The 20,908-nt window shown below is 70.0% G+C and carries 17 protein-coding genes and 2 pseudogenes; 6 read left to right on the top strand and 13 right to left on the bottom strand.

Annotated features, from left to right (window positions below):
- Positions 1–55: 55 nt before the first annotated feature.
- Both ACWD4J_RS03120 and ACWD4J_RS03115 read right to left on the bottom strand, forming a co-directional pair.
- Positions 56–562 carry an N-acetyltransferase family protein gene (locus ACWD4J_RS03120; protein ID WP_451393495.1) on the bottom strand — a complete coding sequence of 169 codons (507 nt, stop codon included), beginning with the start codon at positions 560–562 and terminating at the stop codon, positions 56–58.
- Positions 559–1,593: a GlxA family transcriptional regulator gene (locus ACWD4J_RS03115; RefSeq protein WP_451393494.1), complete on the bottom strand. Its 1,035-nt coding sequence runs from the start codon at positions 1,591–1,593 to the stop codon at positions 559–561. Before ACWD4J_RS03115 ends, ACWD4J_RS03120 begins: the two co-directional genes overlap by 4 nt.
- Before the next feature lie 71 nt (positions 1,594–1,664).
- On the opposite strand from ACWD4J_RS03115, the gene ACWD4J_RS03110 reads away from it, so the two are divergent.
- Positions 1,665–3,086, top strand: a complete 1,422-nt coding sequence (locus ACWD4J_RS03110) for an MFS transporter (RefSeq protein ID WP_451393493.1) — start codon at positions 1,665–1,667, stop codon at positions 3,084–3,086.
- 58 nt (positions 3,087–3,144) lie between these two features.
- Here ACWD4J_RS03110 and ACWD4J_RS03105 read toward each other — a convergent pair whose 3' ends face one another.
- Both ACWD4J_RS03105 and ACWD4J_RS03100 read right to left on the bottom strand, forming a co-directional pair.
- A complete protein-coding gene (locus ACWD4J_RS03105; protein ID WP_451393492.1) occupies positions 3,145–3,753 on the bottom strand; it encodes a DUF1349 domain-containing protein in 609 nt (202 codons plus the stop codon).
- A gap of 65 nt (positions 3,754–3,818) precedes the next feature.
- Entirely contained in the window at positions 3,819–5,348 is a 1,530-nt protein-coding gene (locus tag ACWD4J_RS03100; protein WP_451393491.1) for an aldehyde dehydrogenase (NADP(+)), read from the bottom strand.
- Between the two features lie 133 nt (positions 5,349–5,481).
- On the opposite strand from ACWD4J_RS03100, the gene ACWD4J_RS03095 reads away from it, so the two are divergent.
- Together ACWD4J_RS03095 and ACWD4J_RS03090 are read left to right on the top strand one after the other, a co-directional pair.
- Positions 5,482–6,255, top strand: coding sequence for an IclR family transcriptional regulator (locus ACWD4J_RS03095; protein ID WP_451393490.1), 774 nt, complete (start codon positions 5,482–5,484; stop codon positions 6,253–6,255).
- Between the two features lie 128 nt (positions 6,256–6,383).
- Positions 6,384–7,838: a peptidoglycan D,D-transpeptidase FtsI family protein gene (locus ACWD4J_RS03090; protein WP_451393489.1), complete on the top strand. Its 1,455-nt coding sequence runs from the start codon at positions 6,384–6,386 to the stop codon at positions 7,836–7,838.
- Positions 7,839–8,009: 171 nt separating this feature from the next.
- On the opposite strand, the gene ACWD4J_RS03085 is transcribed toward ACWD4J_RS03090, so the two are convergent.
- A complete protein-coding gene (locus tag ACWD4J_RS03085) occupies positions 8,010–9,470 on the bottom strand; it encodes an NCS2 family permease (protein ID WP_451393488.1) in 1,461 nt (486 codons plus the stop codon).
- Between the two features lie 267 nt (positions 9,471–9,737).
- Between ACWD4J_RS03085 and ACWD4J_RS03080 the strand changes: the two genes are divergently transcribed.
- The 3 genes from ACWD4J_RS03080 to ACWD4J_RS03070 all read left to right on the top strand — a co-directional run bounded on the left by ACWD4J_RS03080 (position 9,738) and on the right by ACWD4J_RS03070 (position 12,157).
- Positions 9,738–10,307 (top strand): SigE family RNA polymerase sigma factor, encoded by a 570-nt coding sequence (locus tag ACWD4J_RS03080; protein ID WP_451393487.1) that lies wholly within the window; start codon positions 9,738–9,740, stop codon positions 10,305–10,307.
- Positions 10,307–11,146 carry a hypothetical protein gene (locus ACWD4J_RS03075; protein ID WP_451393486.1) on the top strand — a complete coding sequence of 280 codons (840 nt, stop codon included), beginning with the start codon at positions 10,307–10,309 and terminating at the stop codon, positions 11,144–11,146. Before ACWD4J_RS03080 ends, ACWD4J_RS03075 begins: the two co-directional genes overlap by 1 nt.
- 180 nt (positions 11,147–11,326) lie before the next feature.
- Complete coding sequence (locus tag ACWD4J_RS03070) at positions 11,327–12,157, top strand: pectate lyase (RefSeq protein WP_451393485.1); 831 nt, start codon at positions 11,327–11,329, stop codon at positions 12,155–12,157.
- Positions 12,158–12,273: 116 nt separating this feature from the next.
- On the opposite strand, the pseudogene ACWD4J_RS03065 reads toward ACWD4J_RS03070, so the two are convergent.
- The 8 genes and pseudogenes from ACWD4J_RS03065 to ACWD4J_RS03030 all read right to left on the bottom strand — a co-directional run.
- Positions 12,274–12,588: pseudogene (locus ACWD4J_RS03065) on the bottom strand (right-handed parallel beta-helix repeat-containing protein); the annotation flags it as partial.
- Positions 12,589–12,706: 118 nt separating this feature from the next.
- Entirely contained in the window at positions 12,707–13,504 is a 798-nt protein-coding gene (locus tag ACWD4J_RS03060) for an HAD family acid phosphatase (protein ID WP_451393484.1), read from the bottom strand.
- A gap of 128 nt (positions 13,505–13,632) precedes the next feature.
- Positions 13,633–14,745 carry a right-handed parallel beta-helix repeat-containing protein gene (locus ACWD4J_RS03055; RefSeq protein WP_451393483.1) on the bottom strand — a complete coding sequence of 371 codons (1,113 nt, stop codon included), beginning with the start codon at positions 14,743–14,745 and terminating at the stop codon, positions 13,633–13,635.
- Positions 14,746–14,789: 44 nt separating this feature from the next.
- Positions 14,790–15,920, bottom strand: a complete 1,131-nt coding sequence (locus tag ACWD4J_RS03050; protein ID WP_451393482.1) for a pectinesterase family protein — start codon at positions 15,918–15,920, stop codon at positions 14,790–14,792.
- 2 nt (positions 15,921–15,922) lie between these two features.
- A complete protein-coding gene (locus tag ACWD4J_RS03045) occupies positions 15,923–17,221 on the bottom strand; it encodes a pectate lyase family protein (protein ID WP_451393481.1) in 1,299 nt (432 codons plus the stop codon).
- Between the two features lie 176 nt (positions 17,222–17,397).
- On the bottom strand, positions 17,398–18,231 hold the full coding sequence (locus ACWD4J_RS03040; protein ID WP_451393480.1) for a rhamnogalacturonan acetylesterase: 834 nt from the start codon (positions 18,229–18,231) through the stop codon (positions 17,398–17,400).
- Between the two features lie 122 nt (positions 18,232–18,353).
- Positions 18,354–19,700 (bottom strand): ABC transporter substrate-binding protein, encoded by a 1,347-nt coding sequence (locus ACWD4J_RS03035; RefSeq protein ID WP_451393479.1) that lies wholly within the window; start codon positions 19,698–19,700, stop codon positions 18,354–18,356.
- Between the two features lie 134 nt (positions 19,701–19,834).
- Positions 19,835–20,890 (bottom strand): annotated as a pseudogene (locus ACWD4J_RS03030) (pectate lyase family protein); the annotation flags it as partial.
- Between the last annotated feature and the right edge of the window lie 18 nt (positions 20,891–20,908).

The following is a 20,908-nucleotide window of genomic DNA, read 5'->3' as shown; positions in this document are numbered from 1 at the left end:
GTACGGCTACGGAGACGCCCTCCGCAGCCATAGATGAACGTTCAAGCAGCCACGCTCATTCCCCCACCACCGAAAACCGCAGGAACAGGTGGTGGTCGCCCTCGGCCGGCGGGTTCTCCGGGTCGGGGAGCCAGCCCTGGTGGGCGTAGAACGCCTGGGCGCGCTTGTTGTCGACGTGCACGTCGAGGACGGCTGTCCGCCTGTCGTCGGCGCGCCACTGCTCGACGCAGACGGCGTGCAGCTCGGTGCCTATGCCGCTGCGCCAGTGGTCGGGGTCGACGTGGAACTGGAAGAGCTTCACCGTGTCGGCGGGGGCGCCTTCGGGCGTGCGGAAGGAGGCGATGGCCGCCAGACGGCCGTCACGCACCGCGCACAGCACATGGCCGTCGGGGCGGTCGATGACCTCGCGCCAGACGGCGCGCCAGTCGACGCCGTCGTCCGGGAGGCCGTCCGGGTAGTACGTGGCGCGGGCGCGCACATGCAGCTCGGCGACGGCCGCCGCCTCGGCGGGCAGGGCGGCCCTGATCTCGAGGGAGCCGGCGGTCCCGTGTGTTCTGATCATGCGGCGGAGGACGTACTGGGGGCCGCAGCGGTTCCGAGGCGGCTGAACTGGGCCCGGTACGCGCTCGGCGTGAGTCCCGTCCGGCGGACGAGATGGCCGCGGAGGGAGTCCGCCGTGCCGAGGCCGCAGGCCCGGGCCACCTGGTCCAGGGGGAGGGCCGTCGTCTCGAGGAGTTCTTTCGCGCGCTCGATGCGCTGGTGCAGCAGCCACTGCAGGGGGCTCACGCCGCTCTCGGCGTGGAAGCGGCGGGTGAGGGTCCGCACGGAGACGCCCGCGTGGCGGGCGAGGTCCGTGAGCGTGAGGGGCTTGTCGAGGTTGCGCATCGCCCACCCCCGGGTGTCGGCGCACGCGTTGCCGCGCTCCGGCGGCAGCGGGGTCTGCGTGAACTGGGTCTGGCCACCGGGCCGCACGGGCGCGACGAGGGCGCTCCGGGCCACCTGGTTGGCGATCGCGGCACCGTAGTCGGTGCGGATGATGTGCAGGCACAGGTCGATCCCGGCGGCGTACCCGGACGAGGTCATGATCTGCCCGTCCTGGACGTAGAGGACGTCGCCCTTGAGGTCGAGCGCCGGATAGCGCTGGCGCAGCTCCTCGGCGAGCTCCCAGTAGGTGGTGGCGCTGCGTCCGTCGAGCAGTCCCGCCTCCGCCAGTACGAACGCGCCGCTGCAGATGGAGGCGATGCGGCGGCCGTCCGCCGCGGCCTCGCGCACCGCTTCCACGGTCCCCGGGTCGGGCTCGTAGCGGTGTCCGGTCCCCGCGACGAGCACGGTGTCCGCCTCTTTCAGGGCGTCGAGTCCCCGGTCCACGTGCAGGCCGAGCCCGCCCGTCGTGGTGATGGGTCCGGGCTCCGGGGTGCACACCGTCACCTCGTATCCGGGCCGCCCGTCCACCTCGACCTTCCCGAAGAGCATCTCGGGGATCGCCAGGTTGAACATCGACACCGGTGATGGCGCGATCACGGCGATACGGTGCGCCCGGCCGGGTCGCCGGGACCGCGGCGAACCCGGCGAGGACTGCTGCGCGACAGGCATGGCCAGAACCTCCGGGTGTATGGCATTCAGGCCACTACTGTATGCGCTCGCGGCTCGAGACGCTGGGGGGCATGTCAACGAACTCCGTTACGCACACTCCTCGTTCGACCACCTCGGGGGAAGCCGGCGACCCCGGCCACCCCGGCGTCTCTCACCGTTCCTCCCCCGGCCTCACCCTCACCGCCGCTCTCCTCGGCTTCGCGTTGATCACGCTGGACGCCTCGGTCGTGAACGTGGCGCTCCCGGCGATCGGCGGCGCCCTGGGCGGCGGCATGTCCGGGCTGCAGTGGGTCGTGGACGCGTACACGCTGGCGTTCGCGGCGCTGATGCTGTCCACCGGCGCGTTCTCGGACCGGGCCGGCGCCACCCGTGCGTATGCGATCGGCGTCGCGGTGTTCACGTTGGCGTCGGCCGCGTGCGGTCTGGCCCCCTCGCTGCCGGTGCTGATCGCCTCGCGGGTCGTGCAGGGTGTGGCGGCGGCGGTGATGCTGCCCGCCTCGCTCGCGCTGGTACGGCAGGCCTACACGGATCCGAAGAAGCGGGCGCGCGCCGTGGCGGCCTGGGCCGCGGGCGGTTCGGCGGCCGTGGCGCTGGGCCCGGTCGCGGGCGGCGCGCTCACCACGGCATGGGACTGGCGCGGCATCTTCTTCGTCAACCTGCCGCTGGGCGCCGTGGCGCTCGCGCTGCTCGTCCGCGCCCCGCGTTCGCAGCGCCGCCCGGCCCCGCTGGACCTGCCGGGTCAGCTGGCGGCGGTGGTGGCGCTCACCGCACTGACGTTCGCGGTCATCGAGGGCGGTGAGGGCGGTACGGCGGGCCTGGTCGCGCTCGTGGTCGCGGTGGCGGCGGCCGCGGCGTTCCTGGGGATCGAGGTGCGGCAGCCGCACCCCGTCGTACCGCTCGGCCTGTTCCGCAACCGCACGGTGGCCGTCACGGTCGCCGCGGGCGCGGCGGTCAGCGTGGCGTTCTACAGCATGGTGTTCGTCTTCTCGCTCTTCTTCCAGCAGGTACAGGGGCGTTCGGCGCTGAACGCCGGGCTGATGTTCCTGCCGATGACCGGGCTGATCGCGGTGACGAACATCGTCGCGGGCAAGCTGGCGGGCCGTTTCGGTCCGCGGTTGCCGATGCTCCTCGGCCAGGTGCTGGCCGTGGCCGGGCTGCTGCTGGTGCTGGGCGTCGACGCGCACACGCCCGGTCCGGTGCTGGCGTTCCTGCTGGTGCCGCTCGCACTGGGGTGCGCACTGACCGTCCCGCCGCTGACCGCCGCGATGATGGACGTCGTGCCCGCGGAGCGCGCGGGGCTTGCCGCGGGCGTCCTCAACTCGGCCCGGCAGGTGGCGGGCGGCCTTGGCATCGCCGCCTTCGGGACACTCGTGTCGGACGGCGCGTCGGGCGGATTCCTGGCAGGGATGAGGATCAGCCTGCTGATCAGCGCGGGGTTGCTGGGCGCGACAGCCGTCGCGACGCTGCGTCTCCGCCCGGGGACGGCGTCGTAACCCGTAAGAACGGAGCACTGCGTCGCCGGTCGCGGGCGGCGGCAGTGCCCCACGGGTGTCAGCTGCCGTCCCGCAGCCCCTGCGGCCAGTTGGGCCGGAACTCGATGTCGTCGAAGACGGCCACGCACCCCTCCCCCACGGGCGACTGCGCCATGAAGCCGACGAGGGCGGCGCCCGACGCCTCGGCGTCGCCGAGTGTGAAGAGGCGGATGAAGGTCCACTCCTTGCCGTCTCTCGACGCATGGAAGGCGAACGCCCTGCCGGTGCGGCTGACGCGGAGCCAGACGCTGCTGCCGTCCACGACGAAGGAGTTGGCGTCGTCGGAGTGGCCCCGGGTCACCACCGTGCACACGGTGGGCAGGTCGGGCGAACGCTCCAGGCAGAGCTTCGCCCAGGCCCGCTCGCCGACGTGCACGTACAGCACGCCCGCGTCGAAGGCCGCCGCGAAACCGACCGTGACCTGGGCGATCAGCTGGAAGTCCCCCTCCGGCGCGCCCAGCAGCCGGGGCGCGTCGGAGGCGGGGTCCAGTGCCTCGCCCGTGGGGGGAACGAACCGGTCCTGGCGGGCTCCCGCCCAGCCGGTGAGCGCCCCGTCCTCGTACGACCAGTGGCCGTCGGGGCCATAGGTACGCAGCGGGAACGGGAGTTCGGGAAGTTCGAAATCCATCGCCACAGTGTCGCAGGTGGGCGGGGCGTCCCGCCCACCTGTCGGGGGATGTGCCGGGTGCGTCTTCAGAGCTCCATGTGCCCGTTGAACCGGCGCGGCAGCCCCAGCGGGTTGTCGTCGCGCAGCTCGGGCGGGAGCAGCGCCTCGGGCGTCGTCTGGTACGTGACCGGGCGCAGCCAGCGCTCGATGGCGGTGCCGCCCACCGAGGTGGAGGTGGACGTGGTCGCCGGGTAGGGACCGCCGTGGTGCTGGGCGGGCGCGACCGCGACACCGGTCGGCCAGCCGTTGACGAGCACGCGCCCGGCGAGCGGGGTGAGCTCGGCGAGGATCTCCGCGCCGTTGCCCTGCCCGGCGACCTCCTCCGATGAGAGGTGGACGGTCGCCGTCAGGTTGCCGGGCAGCCGGGACAGCACGGCGGTGACCTCCGCGTCGTCCTCGTAGCGGGCGACGATCGTGACCGGGCCGAAGCACTCCTCCAGGAGGATGTCGTGCTCGCCCTCGGCGGCCAGCTTGGCGGCGGGGACGGTGAGGAAGCCGGGTGCGACGGTGTGCTCCCCGCCCGCGCCGGGGGTCACCGGGGCGTCCACGTCGGGCAGTTCGGCGCGCTCGCGGACGCCCGCGACGAAGTTGTCGCGCATGCGGTGGTCGAGCAGCACGCCCGCGTCGACGTTGCTGACGGCCTCGGTCAGCGACTTCACCAGGCGGTCGCCCTCGGTGCCGGCGGGTGCGAGGACCAGGCCGGGCTTGACGCAGAACTGGCCGACGCCCAGCGTCATCGACCCGGCGAGGCCGGTGCCGATCTGCTCGGCGCGCTCGGCGGCCGCGGCCTCGGTGATCACGACCGGGTTGAGGGAGCCGAGCTCGCCGTGGAACGGGATCGGCACGGGGCGGGCCGCCGCCGCGTCGAACAGGGCGCGGCCGCCGCGTACGGAACCGGTGAAGCCGGCGGCCGCGATCAGCGGGTGCTTGACGAGCTCGACGCCCGCCTCGAAGCCGTGGACCAGGCCGAGGACGCCCTCGGGGATGCCGTGCTCGGCGGCGGCCCGGCGCAGCACCGCGGCGACCAGCTCGGAGGTCGCCGGGTGGTCGGGGTGCGCCTTGACGACGACCGGGCAGCCCGCGGCGAGCGCGCTCGCGGTGTCGCCGCCCGGCACGGAGAAGGCGAAGGGGAAGTTCGACGCCGAGTAGACGGCGACGACACCCAGCGGCACCTTGTAGCGGCGCAGGTCCGGGATGGGCGGGGTCGCGGTGTCGTCGGGGTGGTCGATGACGACGCCGAGGAAGGCGCCCTCGTCGACGATGCCGGCGAAGGCCCGCAGCTGGAAGCAGGTGCGGGCGAGCTCGCCGGTGAGCCGGACCGGGCCGAGCGCGGTCTCGGCGTCGGCGGCCTCGACGAGCTGGTCCTTGGCGCCTTCGAGGAGGTCCGCCGCGGTCCGCAGGAAGGCGGCGCGCACGGTGCGGTCGGCGAGGGCTCCGCGGGCGGCGTGCGCGGCACGGACGGCCTGGTCCACCTCCTGGGCTGTGGCCTCCACCGCAACCTGCTCGCGCTGCTTCCCGGTTCGGGGGTCGACACTCCAGACTGGTGCTGCTGCCACCGTGGATCCCTTCCTGATGTAATGCCGCAGTTCTTGTGCCACTCACCAGGGCTGTTCGATATGCTGAACGCTGTCTCTGATGATGAACTTTGTCTCGGAGACTATTTCCCGGCGAACGAAGGGGTCAAGGGCGATGTCGGCAGGCGAGACGGGCGGCGGGTCGCAGGTCAAGTCCGCGGTGCGCACCGTGGAATTGCTGGAGTACTTCGCCGGCCGCCCCGGAATGCACTCGCTGGCCTCCGTCCAGGAAGCCGTCGGCTACCCCAAGTCCAGCCTCTACATGCTGCTGCGCACGCTGGTCGACCTGGGCTGGGTCGAGACGGACGCGACGGGCACGCGGTACGGCATCGGCGTGCGCGCCCTCCTCGTCGGCACGTCGTACATCGACGGCGACGAGGTCGTGGCGGCCGCCCGCCCGACGCTGGACCGGCTCTCCGACGACACGACGGAGACGATCCACCTGGCGCGCCTCGACGGTACGAACGTCGTCTACCTCGCCACGCGCCAGTCGCAGCACTATCTGCGCCCCTTCACCCGCGTCGGCCGCCGTCTGCCCGCCCACTCGACGTCCCTCGGCAAGGCGCTGCTGGCCACGCACACCGACGAGCAGGTGCGCAAGCTGCTGCCGGAGACGCTGCCTGCGCTCACCGAGCACACGATCACCGACCGCGAGAAGCTCATCGAGGAGCTGCACCAGATCCGTGAGCAGGGCTTCGCGGTGGACCGCGAGGAGAACACGCTCGGCCTGCGGTGCTTCGGCGTCGCGGTCCCCTACCGCACTCCCGCGCGCGACGCGATCAGCTGCTCGGTCCCGGTGGCCCGGCTGACCACGGCCCACGAGCAGATGGTCAAGGACGCGCTGTTCGACGCCCGCGACCGGCTGACGATGGCGACACGGCGGCTCTGACCGGGCGTCGGCCGGTCGTTCCGACAGCGTATGAGGCCTTGATCACAGTATGAGAAGTCCCTGAGAAACCGGGCTTAAGGGGACTCACGGGGAACATCTGCTCCACTCCGCTCGTCCTTCTGTGCGGCATGAACAAGACGATCAGGCGCGCTTCGGTCTTCAGCCTGCTCCTCGTGCTCGCCCTGCTGGTCAGGGCGACATGGGTGCAGTTCTACGAAGGCCAGGCCCTCGCGGACAACAAGAACAACCGGCGGACAGCGATCGAGAAGTACGCGTACCCGCTGGGCGACATCATCGTGGCCGGTGACGCCATCACCGGCTCGAAGCGCACAACGGGCAGCGACCTCGCGTACGAGCGCACGTACAAGGACGGCAAGCTGTACGCGGCGGTGACGGGCTACAGCTCGCAGGTGTACGGCGCGACGCAGCTCGAGGGGATCTACCAGGATCTGCTCGACGGCAAGGACACCCGGCTGAAGAACCCGGTCGACACGGTCACGGGCAAGCGCGCCGATCCCGGCGACGTCGTCACCACCATCGACCCGGACGTGCAGAAGGCCGCGTACGACGCGCTCGGCGGCAAGAAAGGCGCGGCCGTCGCCATCGATCCGACCACCGGGAAGATCCTCGGCATGGTCTCGACGCCGTCGTACGACCCGTCGGAGATCAGCGGGACCACCGACTCCGCGGCGTGGAGCGCGCTGACCAAGGACAGCGACAAGCCGATGACGAACCGTGCGCTGCGCCAGCCGCTGCCGCCCGGCTCGACGTTCAAGCTGGTCGTCGCGGCCACGGCGCTCGAGGACGGCCTGTACTCGTCGGTGGACACCAGAACGGACAGCCCGAACCCCTACACACTGCCCGGCACGACCACGGTGCTGAAGAACGAGAGCACGTCGGCCCCCTGCGAGAACGCCACGATCCGCACCGCCCTGCAGTACTCGTGCAACAACGTCTTCGCGAAGATGGCCGTCGACCTGGGCCAGGACAAGGTGAAGGCGATGGCTGAGAAGTTCGGCTTCAACGACACGGAGCTGGACGTGCCGGTGCGGGCGTACGCGAGCGTCTATCCGTCGGACATGGACAAGGCGCAGACGGGCCTGTCGGGAATCGGGCAGTTCGACGTCACCGCGACCCCGCTGCAGATGGCGATGGTGTCGGCCGCGATAGCGAACGGCGGCGAGATGGTGTCGCCGCACATGGTGTCGCAGATCAGCGACGCCGACGGCAATGTGCTGCGGGACTACGACGACAGCACGGACACCAAGCGGATCGTCAGCTCGTCGACGGCCGAGCAGCTGCAGTCGGCGATGGTCACGGTCGTCGAGCAGGGCACCGGCACCAATGCGCAGATCAGCGGCGCGACGGTGGGCGGCAAGACCGGTACGGCGCAGCACGGCGAGAACAACAGCAAGACGCCGTACGCCTGGTTCACGTCGTACGCGAAGGACAACAGCAGCGGCAAGGAGGTCGCGGTCGCCGTGATCGTCGAGTCGTCGGACGCGGCCCGCTCGGAGGTCAGCGGCAACGGGCTGGCGGCGCCGATCGCGAAGGCGATGATGCAGGCCGCGCTGCGGAGCTGAGCCGCCACCCCACAGGCGAGGGCCGCCCCCAGTCCCCCGGGGGGCGGCCCTCTTCACGCACCTTGCCCGACAACGCGGGGTGCCGCTGTGCCCACCCTCCCCCATTGCCTTAAGGGCATGGGAGGTACCCCCACCGCCCCAGCGGCACGATTGCCCACAGCGGCAGCGGCGTCACTTCACGCCGAGCAGCTGCTCCAGCGGGTCGATCGCGAAATACACCAGGAACAGGGCCGAGGCGCCCCACAGCAGCCAGTGCACCTCGCGGGCCTTGCCCAGGACCGTCTTGATGACGACGTACGCGACGAAGCCGGCGCCGATGCCGTTGGTGATGGAGTACGTGAACGGCATGACCGCCATGGTCAGGAACGCGGGGATCGCAACGTCGTAGCGGTCCCAGTCGATGTGCTTGACCTGCGTCATCATCAGGAAGCCGACCGCGACGAGCGCGGGGGCCGCCGCCTGCAGCGGGACGATCGTGAGCACCGGCGTCAGGAACAGCGCCAGCGCGAACAGGCCACCCGTGATCAGGTTGGCGAAGCCGGTGCGGGCACCCTCGCCGACGCCTGCGGCGGACTCGATGTACGAGGTGCTGGAGGACGCGGAGGCCGCGCCGCCCGCGACCGCCGCGGCACCGTCGATGAGCAGGACGCGGCCGAGGTTGGGCACCTTGCCGTCCTTGTCGAGCAGTCCGGCCTCGGCGCTGATGCCGACGACGGTCCCCATCGTGTCGAAGAAGTCCGACAGGATGAGCGTGAACAGCAGCAGGACCACGGTGATGACGCTGACCTCGCCGAAGGAACCGAAGAGGCTGAATTCGCCGAGCAGTCCGAAGTGCGGGGCGGAGAAGACGTCGTCGGGCAGCTTGGGCGTGGTGAGGCCCCAGCTCTTCACGTCCGCGACCGCGTTGATGACGATGGCGAGCATGGTCATCGCGACGATGCTGATGAGGATCGCGCCCTTGACCTTGCGCGCCAGCAGCCCGATGGTCAGCAGCACACCGAGGCAGAAGACGAGGATCGGCCAGCCGGCGAGCGTGCCGGTGCCGCCGAGCTGAACCGGCACGGTGGTGCTCGCGGCGTCCGGGATACGGCTGACGAACCCGGCGTCGACGAAGCCGATGAAGGCGATGAACAGACCGATGCCGACACTGATCGCCTGCTTCAACGGCTGCGGAATGGCATGCATGATCGCCTCGCGCAGCCCGGTGACGACCAGGACGCAGATGAGCAGGCCCTCGAGGACCACGAGGCCCATCGCGTCGGGCCAGCTCATCAGCGGGGCTATCTGGAACGCGACGACGGCGTTCAGGCCGAGACCCGCGGCCAGCGCGAGCGGAAGGTTTCCGCCGACGCCCATGATCACGGTCATCACGGCGGCCACCAGTGCGGTGGCGGTGACCAGTTCGGGCCCGTCCAGCTGATGACCGAATTTGTCCTTCGCGCTACCCAGGATGATCGGGTTGAGCACGAGGATGTAGGCCATGGTGAAGAACGTGGCGAAGCCGCCGCGTATCTCGCGGGCGAACGACGAGCCCCGGGCGGTGATCCGGAAGAACCGGTCCACGGGGTTGGCGGCCGCGCCGCCCACCGGTGGCCGGTCGGTCACCTGGCTCGTTCTGCTGGTCTCGGGCATGGGATCGGGCTCCTCGGATCATGCATGCGGATGCTGGCTGGATTGTTGCCGTGGTGAGCGCGTTTCAGGTTTTCTCCGTGTTACGGAAAGCGTTCGGCGAATCGTACGAGCCTGTGCACGTCGTTCGAATCCTCGTGCGGCCACTGGTACGCTCGCGCTGCTCGCCCCGGCGAGCACGGGGGCACCACGGACCGCACACATCACGGACACCACCGCACGCGTATACGCGCATACACGCGGGCAGCGCTGGGGGAAGGGGAGGATTCCGTGGGCACTGCCGTCGACGACCCGGCCGCGGAGTTCCATGCCTTCTTCGAGAACCACTACGCCGAACTGGCCCGGCTGGCCCATCTGTTGACCGGTGAGTCCGATGCCGCGGACGATCTGGCGGCCGACGCGTTGCTGGCGCTGTGGCATCACTGGGACCGGGTGCGCGCGGCCGAGCACCCGGTGGCGTATGCGCGGGGCGTCGTGGCGAACCTCGCCCGCACGCGCATACGCAGCGCGGTGCGGGAGCGGCGGCGTATCGCCCTGTTCTGGTCGCATCGCGACGAAGGGACCGAGAACCCGGACGTCTCGGCGGTCGTCGACGTCCAAGAGGCACTGCGGCGGCTGCCGTTCCGCAAGCGGGCCTGCGTCGTACTGCGGCACGGCTTCGACCTGTCCGAGAAGGACACCGCGCTCGCACTCGGCATATCGGTGGGTACGGTGAAGAGCCAGACCTCGAAAGCCATGGCGGAACTGGAGCGGTCGCTGGGCGCGGTGGACGCGCCGCGGCGGATGCAGACCGCGGCGACCGCCACAAGACTGCCCCGGCCCACGGGAGGGAGGGACTGATGGACAACGAACTGCGCACCCTGCTGCGTGATGCGGCCGAAACTCACCGGCCGGACCGGGCACGGATGCTGGCGCGCATCGAGCGCGGCATGGCCGCCCCGGATGCGTCATCGGGCGTCCACCGTCTTTCGCCGCGCCCGGTGTTCGCCTGGGCGCGGATCGTCGGCGCCACGGCGGCCGTCGCGGGCGTGATGGCCGTCGGCGGGTACGCGGTCGCCTCCGCCGTACGCGACGACACCCCCGTCGAGCAGAAGGTGGCGGTGTCGCCGAGCCCGGAGCCGTCCCCGTCGGCGACGACGAGCCGTGGACCCGCGCCGGACGACACCCCCAAGGCGTCTCCTTCGCCTCGCCGTACGGCGAAGCCGAGCCCGACACCGACGCGCACGCAGGGCGAGGAGGAGCCGTCGCGCACCCCGCAGGCGACGCCCGCGGCGAGCACCCAGGACGGACCCCTGTGGTCGGACGGGTCGATCGACCCGGGCAGCAGCGAGTACTGGGCGCAGAGTGACGTGACGATCAAGACGACCAAGGTGCTGACGTCGCTGACGGTCGAGCTGCACATCGCCAAGACCGACGGCGTCTCCTCGACCGGTGGCTGGCGGTCCCTGCCCGAGCAGGACTTCACCTACACGGTGGAGGAGAAGGACGGCTTCCTCGTCTACCGCTGGACCCTCAAGGACGGCCGTACGGTGCCAGCGGGCCAGTACGTGTTCGCGGGCCAGTACAACCACGCGCAGGGCGGCCGGGACGCCGGCGACGACTGGTATGCGGCGACGGCCCAGGCCGACGGTGAAGGCCTGAGCGTTCGGGGGGACTTCGCGCCGGTCTCCGGCGGCTGACGTCGCCGGATCAGGGGCCGGGGGCCGGTCAGCCGGCCGGGTTCCGGTTCGACGGCCCGGACCGGTGACGCCCAGCCCGGCGCCGTCGAAAGAATTCTTCCGTTCCGCGGCAACTTTTCGCGCGGGCTGCGGCAACCACAAGGCGCAGAGCGTCGGTTACCCGCACCGGAGGAACTGATCATGGCCTCAAGACCCGGACACCGCGCACGCCACCGCCGCCGCACCGGCCGCCGGCGTGCCGCCGCCGCCGGGTTCGCCGCGTTCGCGCTGACCGGTGCCGCCCTCATGACCAGTGCGATGCTCTCGCCGGCCGGCGCGGCCGGCGCGTGGCCGACGGCCAGGGGCGCCCGGGCAATCTCCTCCACCATCGACGTCTCGGGCACCTTCGACGGCGGCCTCAAGCGGTACTACGGCAGCGACGGCCTCGGCGGCGACGGCCAGGACGAGGGCCGGAATCCGGTCTTCAGGCTCGAGGACGGGGCCGTGCTCAAGAACGTCGTCCTGGACGCGCCGGCCGCAAAGGGCGTGCAATGCCAGGGAAGTTGCACGCTGCAGAACGTGTGGTGGGAGGACGTCGGCGAGGACGCCGCCACCTTCGGGGGCACCACCTCGTCGGCCGTGTACACGGTGTACGGCGGTGGCGCGCAGAAGGCATCGGACACGGTGTTCCGGTTCAACGGCGCCGGAAAGCTCGTCGTCACCAGGTTCCAGGTGGCGGACTTCGGCGAGCTGGTGCGTTCGTGCGGCACCTGCTCGACGCAGGCCGAGCGGTCCGTCGTCGTCAACGACGTGGACGTGACGGCACCGGGCGGCGCCATCGTCGGCATCGACTCCGGCCGCGGTGACACGGCGGCGCTGCACAACGTCCGGATCCACGGCGACACCGGCAAGAAGATCAAGCCCTGCGTCCGCTTCCAGGACGGCGACACGGGCGACGAGCCCGCTCAGATCGGCACCGGTGCGGACGGCACGTACTGCCGCTACACGGCCTTCGATCTGACCTACGGCTGACGGGCCGCGTCGCGTCGCCCCCCGGCGCCTGAGCCCGTCCGTGAGAGCCGCCGCCTCCCTCTTCCCCCCTTGGAGGCGGCGGCTCGGCACGTGCGCGGGCCGGTGGACGGCCGCTGTCAGTTCATGGTCGATCCGATGGTGGTCGAACCGGTCGTGAGGAACGTGGTGGCCGGCAGCGAACCGTCCGCCTTGCGCGCGCCGCACGCGGTCGTCGCGTCCGTGGACCTGAAGGACGGTGTGGAGATGCCGCTGTCCCAGTTGTTGCCGGCGCTGACCGTGGAGGAGCCCATCTTGGCCAGGCCGGCCTTGTTGTTCACGGCGAGGTTCCGCGCGAGCCGCGCCGTGCCGGTGGCGAAGTAGAAGCCCGACTGGGCGTTCGCGTATGCGGTGTTGCGGCCCAGCAGGATGGCTCCGGTGTTGCTGTTCTCGGTGAGGAACGGGCGGAGCCCCTCCGGAGGGTGCCTCCGGAGGGGTTTCCCTTCCCGCTTCCGCTCCCTTGTCGCCACCGTGGCCGAAAAGGTTGCCGCGGGCGTACCCCGAATTTCCGTTCTACTCCACGTAGTAGGTGGGGTTCGGGAACTTGTACGTCCGGTCGGCGTAGCCGCCCTCGAGGTCCGAGTACTGGTCGCCGAAGTTGGCCACGATGTCGTAACCGAGGGACTCGATGTGCTTGCGGGTGCCGGACTTGTACTGCACGGTCGTGCAGGTCCAGGTGGACGCCGTCGCACAGTCGCTCAGATACGCGGGCGGGTTCGCCTTGTCCTTCAGGAACATGTGGTCGGCGTCGAGGTTCACGTCGATGCCGTTCTTCTTGAGGTTCTCGACCGCGTACGGGCGCTGCGCCTCGCTCAGCCCGGAGTTGTAGAAGACCTCGACTCCCGCCTTCTGCGCGTACGCGATCAGCTCGGGCGTGCCGAAGACGGCGGGGCGGTCGGCCTTCGCCACATAGGCGGCCCAGGTGGTGCTGTTGTAGGTGTAGTTGGTTCTCCTCTCGTAGTCGAGGCTGAGCAGCAGGGTGTCGTCGATGTCGAAGACGACCGCGGGCTTGGCGCCCTTGTGCTCGGCCTTGGCCGCCGCCTGGGCGATGTACTTCTTGGCGGCGGCCTCGATGCGCGCCAGGTCCTGGGCGTACGGGCTGTCATCGGACGCCTGGTAGACGCCGTCGCTGTCGAGCGTGGTGCCGTAGTAGGAGTCGATCTCCTTGACGAGGAGCCCGATGTTGTGGGGCTCGGCGGTGGTGTTCTCGGTGGGGCGGTCGGCGGAGGCGACGCCGGTGCCGAAGAGGGCGGCGCCGGCGAGGGCGCAGGAGGCGGCCACCACGGCGGCGATGCGTATGGGCTTATGCATGACAGGTATCTACGCGCATCACACGGCGCAGCGCACGCCCCGTTGCCCGATCGATACCTTTTCCACAGGGAAGGTTGAACGACCGGGCTCAGGGCGTGCCGCGCGCAGTTACCAGTCCGTCGTCGTCACTAGTCCATCGTCGCGCCGATGGTGCTGCTGCCCGTGGTCAGGAACGTGGTCTTGGGCAGCGACCCGTCGGACTGGCGGGCGTTGTACGTGGTCGACGCGTCCGTCGAGACGAAGGACGGGGTGGAGATCCCGGAGTCCCAGTTGTTGCCGGATGAGACGACCGAGGAGCCCTTGTTGACCAGGCCGGAGCCGTTGCTCACGGCGAGGTTCTTGCCGAGCCTGGCCGCGCTGGTGGCGAAGTAGTAGCCCCACTTGCCGTTGGCGTAGGCCGTGGTGCGGTTGATGACGATGGCGCCCTTGTTGCTGTTCTCGGTGAAGCCGTTGCCGGCGTCGTCCCAGGCGGCCGAGTTGTTGACGACGTGTGCGACGGTCTCGCCGTCGCCGCCGAGCTTGTAGCCGTTGCCGTCGCCCGCGAAGGCCGAGTCGCCCCAGCGGTTCTTGCCGTTGCCGAAGGACCAGGTGTGCTCGATGGTCACCGGCGAGGAGAACGACCACAGGTCGATGCCGTCGTCCGAGTTGTTGTAGAGACGGGTGCCGGTGACGAGGTTGCCCGTGCCGGAGCCGAACTTGATGGCCACGCCGTCCGCGTTCTCACCGTGGCCCGCGGGGTCGTAGTTGCCGTAGCTGTCCAGGTTCTTGACCGTGTTGTTGGTCGTGTTGTCGCCGGTGAGCGTGAACCCGGAGTCGCCGCCGTTGATGGTCTTGATGTTGCTCCAGTACGTGGAGGCGCACGACTGGCACACGACCGCGCTGTCCGGCGAGTTCTGGAACGTGATGTTGGAGACCGTCCAGTAGTCGGCGGTCAGCTTGAAGATCCAGTCGCCGTCCGGGAGGTTCGACCCGTCGATCTTCACCGTCTCGGAGCCGTAGGGCTGGAGATAGATCCGGCTGGAGGACGTGCCGTTCGCCGTCGACTCGAGGGTCGCCGTCGGGTAGTACGTGCCGCCGCGGACCTGGATGGTGGTGCCGGCCGTGGCGTTCTTCAGAGCGCTGGACAGTTCGGCCGAGGTGCCGACCACGACGGTCGCGGCCTGGGCCTGGGTGGGCAGTACGGCGAGCCCGGTGCCGAGGGCGAGGGCCGTGACCAGGGTGGTTGCGATGCGACGCTGCATGAGTGCAGGTCCTTTCGTGGGGGGTGGAAGGAGCTTGCCGACCTCTATGCGGGCGGCTGTGCGCCCGGCGTCCAGTCACCGAGGTACGTCGCGCGGGTGTGCAGAGCGGCTTCGTCGTCGGTGAGCTGGGGCCGGTTCTCGGGCACGGTGATCTCCGCGCCCGGGCCTGTGTTGCGGTACTCGCGGAAGCGCTGGTCCTGCCACGGGAAGCTGCTCGACATGTTGGTGTAGGGCGCGACCGCGTCGATGCCAGGACCGATGTGGGTGTCGCGGACGGTCAGCATGGGCCTCGCGGTGGTGTCGGAGCTGGGCACCCAGGGGCGGGCCAGCTTGTAGTACGCCTCCGGGGCCTCGCTCGTGACCTGGCCCCTGGTGACCAAGTAGCCGCGCGGGTTGGCTCCGGAGGTGGACGGCGCGAAGACGAAGCCGTAGGGGGCCCCGGCCAGGTCCGTGCGGTCGAGGGTGTGGAAGCGGCAGCGCTCGAAGACGGCGGTGGCCCGGCCGAAGACGAAGTCGACGTCGCCCTCCACGTAGCAGTTGCGGAAGTACTGGCGGGCGAACACGCCGAGGGCCATCGAGTCCGCGTACAGCGTGTCCTGGTGCCCGAGGAACCGGCAGTGGTGGAACGCCGAGCGGTCGCCCTGCACCTTGATGGCGACGGCCTGGGTGCCGGTGAACCCGGGGTGGTCCGCGCGCAGCCAGTCGTTGGCGAAGGTGATCGAGCAGGCGGTGAAGCCGTCGGCCTGCACGGTCGTGGTGGCCGAGCCGGTCGTGCCGTACGTGCCGCCGCCGGGCTTCGGGGTGCCGGCCGCGTTGTCGTACACGATCACGACGTCACGCGCGTCCTCGGAGGCGCCGATCCACGTCATCTCCGTACGGGCGACGCTCACGGCGACCGTCTCGCGGTACGTGCCCGGGGCGATCACGAGCGTGTAGCCACTGCCGTTCGCCGCCGTCACGGCGGCCTGGACGGTGGTGAAGTCGCCGGCGCCCCCGGCGTCCACGTACAGGGTCCGCTCGGTGAGGCGGTCGGACGGCGAACCGTAGCAGCCGAACGGCGAGCCCTCGCTGACGTTGCCGGCGGCGTGAGCGCCGGACGGGAGGCCGAGCGCGAGTGCGGCTCCCGCGCCCGCGACCACGAAGGAGCGTCTGCTGAGCAGTGGTTGCCGGTTCATCGTCAGCAGACCTTTCCGGCGCCCGCGCGGTGGTCGACGATGCCGGGGACGGCACGCGGGTCGTCGACCTTCGTGCGCAGCGTCGGCGTCCATCCGGCGCCCGACTGGAGGGTCTCCCCGGGGATCTCCGCGTTGTGGACGGCGATGAGGTCGGTCAGCTCGCCGTTGACGTAGTTGTTCTCGGCGGTGAGCGGCGCCTCGCTCCACTTCTTCAGCGTCTTGGCGGCGCTGACGTCCTCGGGCAGCGAGAACGCGTTGTCCGACGCGTACAGATGGGAGGAGGCGCCGACGCCGAAGGAGTAGGTGTACGACTGGTCCCCGGTGACCGTGTAGTGGTTGTTGTACGCGTCGACCTGGCCGAAGCGGACGCGTGGCGCGCGCTCCACGATGCCCTCGAAGTGGTTGTGGTGGAGCGTGACCTTGAGCTTCCCGGCGTCGGTCGAGCCGGCGCTGTCGCTGTTGCCGATCATGAGGGTCTTGTCGTGGTTCTCGAAGGAGTTCCAGGACGCCGTCACGTAGTCGGCGCCGCGCACGATGTCCAGCAGGCCGTCGTGCTGCTGGTAGACCTCGCCGAAGTACGACGGCAGCGTGCTGTCGGGGTAGCGGCCGTCGGTGAGCGTGTTGTGGTCGATCCACACGTGGGTGGAGCCGTAGACGACGACCCCGTCGTACTCGGAGTTCCAGGCTCCGGTGGCGCCGTCGGTCGGGTCCCACTGCGGGAAGCAGTCGAGGGGGGCCTCGATGGTGAGGTTGCGGACGACGACGTTGTCGACGCCCTTGATCTGCAGGCTGCCGCCGAGGATCCCGGCATCCTTGCCGACACCGACGATGGTCGTGTTGGCGGGGACGTTCGCCTTGATGGCCTTGTCCTGGTTGGCGGCGGACGCGGCGCGCAGGTCCTCCTGCTCGCCGCTGACCGTGTTCTCGTAGCCCCAGACGGCCGGGTCGTAGTCGGCGAGGTACTGCTGGAAGTCGTACCCCTCGGCCTCGAAGGCGGAGCAGCCCTCGGAGACGGCGTCGATCATGCCCTTGACCTTGATGATCTTGGGTGCGGTTCCGCCGTCCTCCAGCGCGGCTCTGAACTCCGCCCAGGTGGTGACGGTGTAGACGTGCTCGGCGTCGGCCGCGGCACCGCCTGTCGTGCCGGTGCCCTCGGAGGCCCAGCCGTCGTTCGCGGCGAGGGTCTCGCGGCCGAGGTCGCGGTCCTGGGCCTGGGCGCTGGTGCCCGTGACGCCGAGGACGAGGGCGGTGCAGCCGACGAAAGAGGTAATGGCATGGGCATGCCATGATCGCGTGCGCATGGGTGCGGGTTCCTTTCGAGCGGAGACTTTCGCGCGGAGTTCGGAGGGTGCTTTCGACAGGGGCGAGTGGCGCGCTGCCAGGAGCGCGCGGCTGTGATGTCGTGCGGGCTCCGCCGCGTGGGCACGACGGCCGGCCACGGAGCCCGCGGATTCGAAGAGGGCCTACGGCACAGCGGCTACGCCTCCGGCCAGGTGATCCACGACTCCGGGATCTCGTCGTCGAGCCGGCGCACGTCGCGCGGCGCCAGCACCCGCCGCGCGACCAGCTGCTCGGCGACGAGCCGGGCCACGGCGATCGCGCCGGGCGGATTGAAGTGGGTGTTGTCCTGCTCCGTCTCTGTCCAGTTGAAGTACCGTTTCGTCTCCTCGATGCCGAGCTTCTGCCAGAGCGCCAGCGACAGGGCCTGGATGTCGAGGAGCGCCACGCCCTCCTCCTCGGCGAGGGCGCGCATCGCCGCCGGGTAGTCGCCGTGGGTGGGCAGGGCGTTGCCGCCCGCGTCGAACTTTCTGCGCTCCACCGGGGTGGCCAGCACCGGGCGCGCGCCGCGGGCCCGCGCCCCGTCCACGTACTGGCGCAGACAGTCCTGGTAGGTCGTCCAGGGCTCGGTGTACCGGGTGGGGTCGGCGGTCTTCTCGTCGTTGTGGGCGAACTGGATGATCAGGAGGTCGCCGGGCCGGATCGCCTCCAGGATGGTCGCGAGCCGTCCCTCGTCGATGAAGCTCTTCGAACTGCGGCCGTTGACCGCGTGGTTGGCGACCGTGATGTCCGCGTGCAGGAAGAAGGGGAGCGCCATGCCCCAGCCGGTCTCCGGGGCGGCGTCGGCGTACTTCTGGGCGGCGGTGGAGTCGCCGGCGATGTAGAGGCTGCGCATACGGCGAGCTCCCGAGCCGGAGGAGGTGGCGGATGCCGGGCCCTGTGCCTCGAAGGCCTGAGAGGTGCCCTCTGCCGCGAGGGCGAGGGGCAGGGCGGCGAGGGCCGCCGCGGTGGCCTGTCTGCGAGTGAGGGACACGTCGTTGTGCCTCGCTTTCACACGGGTGGTTCGGGCCGGCGGCGGGGCGCGAACCCGCGGTCCGCCGCCGGCCCCGTAACGTCAGACGGCCGGACGGCCGCTGCCTGTAAGCAGGGGCAGACTCAGTTCTGCTGCTGCTTCCATTCGGCCTGCGCCTTGTCGAGCTGGTCCGCGAGGGTGTTCAGGAAGTCCTTCGCGGACATCTTGCCGAGCAGCACCTTCTGGAAGTTCGGCTCGTTGTCGGCCTTGCTGACGGTGTTCCAGTCGGGCAGGTAGTACGGCAGCTGCACGATCTTGATGGAGTCGTCGTTCAGTGCCTCCGCGGCGAGCTTGGTGGGCTCTGCCTTCTGCACCCAGTCGTCCTTCGCGGCCTCGGTGTTGGCCGGGATGGAGCCCGCCGACTCGTTCCACTTGCTGTTGGACTCGTGCGAGGCGGCGAACTCGATGAACTTCCAGGCGGCGGACTTGTTCTTGCTGGACTTGAACAGGCCGAGGCCGTCCACCGGGTTGGACACCTGGACGCGCGTACCGTCGTCGAGCGTCGGGTTCGGGATGCCGCGGAACTTGCCCTCACCGAGCGCCTTCAGATGGTCCTGGTAGGAGCCCAGGTTGTGGCTGAGCATGCCGATCTGGCCGCTGTCCCACTGGGCGACCATCTTCTTGAAGTCGTTGTTGACGTCGGCGGACGGGGTGTCCTTCTTGTAGAGGGCGACGTACTTCTCCAGCGCCGCCACGTTCTTGGGGTCGTTGAGGGTGGTCTTGTCGCCGTTCCAGAACGAGGTGATGCCGGACTGCCCGTAGCTCGCGTCGATCGCCTGCGCGATGGAGCCCTCGCCGCCGCGGATGGTGTAGCCGAACTTGTTCTTCTTGGCGTCGGTGAGCTTGCCGGCGGCCTCGTAGAACTTGGACCAGGTGGTGGGCGCGTCCAGGCCCGCCGCCTCGAACAGGTCGGTGCGGTACCACAGCGTGCCGTTGTTGGCGGACGTCGGCACCGTGTACATCTGGTCGCTGCCACCCGCCGCACGGACGCTCTCCACCATGCCCGTGTTCAGCTTGCCCTTGAGCGAGCTGCCGTCGATGCGGTCGCCGAGCGGCTCCAGTGCCCCCTGCGCGGCGATCCCGGCGAGCATGGCCGTGCCCACGCCGCCGACGTCCGGCAGGCCGCCGCCCTGTATGGCCGTGTCGTACTTCGACTGGACGCTCTCGGCCGGGATGCCGACGTAGTTGACCTTGATGTTCGGGTTGGCCTTCTCGAAGTCGGCGATGATCTCCTTCCAGACGTCGGTGCGGACACCGCCGTTGTTGTCCCAGAAGGTGATCTCGCCCTTGCCGGAGCCCTCGTTCCCCTTGTCGCCCGCGGCACCGCTGCCGTCGTCACCGCAGGCGGTGGCGGTCAGCGCGAGTGCGGCGGTCAGGGCGAAAGCGGCTGCCGTCTGACGGCGCCCTCTGCTGCTGCGGATGCTGATCATGCTCGGCTCTCTTCTTCTGGATCTGACGGTGTGTGGGGCAGGTGCGGAGTGGTGCCTGTTCGGGTGGTGCGCGGGGGGTCGATGGCGGTACATCAGTGGCGGTACGGAGCTCAGCCGTCCGTACCGGCGAGGCCGGTGCCGATGTTCTGCTGAGGCCCGGAGAAGCGCGTGACCAGGGCGGGCACGGCGGCCGCCGGGTCCAGCCGGTAGTCGTAGAAGGCGCGCGGGTCGAAGGCCGTGCCCCACTCGTCGTGGCGCCCGGTGGTGTTCTTCAGGATCGAGCCGCGCTGCACCAGCTCGGCGGTGGCGTCGGCCTGGTAGGGGTGCTGGACGCCGTCGTAGTAGCTGTTCTCGATGACCATCTTGGTGTGGCCGCGCGACCAGTTGCCGTACGTCCAGACCGGGTCGCCGTCGGCGACCTGCGCGGAGAGGTAGTTGTTGTACAGATGCGCGTAGGCGCAGTTGTCGGCGGACGGGTTGCGCTGCTTGGTGCCCTCGAACCAGTTGTGGTCGATGGTGATCTGCGTCTTGACGTTGCTCGTCCAGCCGATCCCGAAGGCCTTGTTGTGGTTCGTGAACTGGTTGTAGGAGACGGTGATGTACTGGCTGTCCTTGCGGATGTCGAGCAGCCCGTCACCCATGTGCGTCAGCCGGTTGTGGTCGATCCACACGTGGTCGACGGTGTCCATCTGGATCGCGTCGAAGTCCGTCGTCTTGCCGTCCCAGTCACCCTCCACATAGCTGTCGCGGATGGTGAGGTTGCGGATGATGACGTTGCTCGTGCCGGGGCCCAGGTGCAGCTCGCCGTGGACGATCTCGCCGCTGGTGCCGACTCCGACGATGGTCTTGTTCGAGGTCACGACGATGTCCGAGCCGAACGGCTCGACGTCGATCGCTCCCGCGACGCGGATGACGTACGGCTCGGCGGCCCCCGCGTACGCGGCGAGCGATGCCTGGTCCGTAACGGTGACGACCTTGCCACCCGCTCCACCGGTGGTGCCGCCCTCGAGCGAGGCGAAGCCGTGCGGCTCGTCGGACCACCTGGGGGCCATGGACACCGTCGAGCCGGCGGATGCCTCGGCCGGGGCCATCGCCCCGAGACCGAGGGACGCCACCAGCGCGGTGCCGGCCGCCAGGGCTCTGAATCTGCTTGATCTGATCGGCAAGCGCTTGCCACGGAGGTGCTTCATTGCGGCTCCCAACAGGCG

This window comes from Streptomyces sp. NPDC002577, assembly GCF_053594815.1.
Note: the sequence above shows the minus strand (reverse complement) of the source record. Positions and strands in the feature narration are given on the sequence as shown.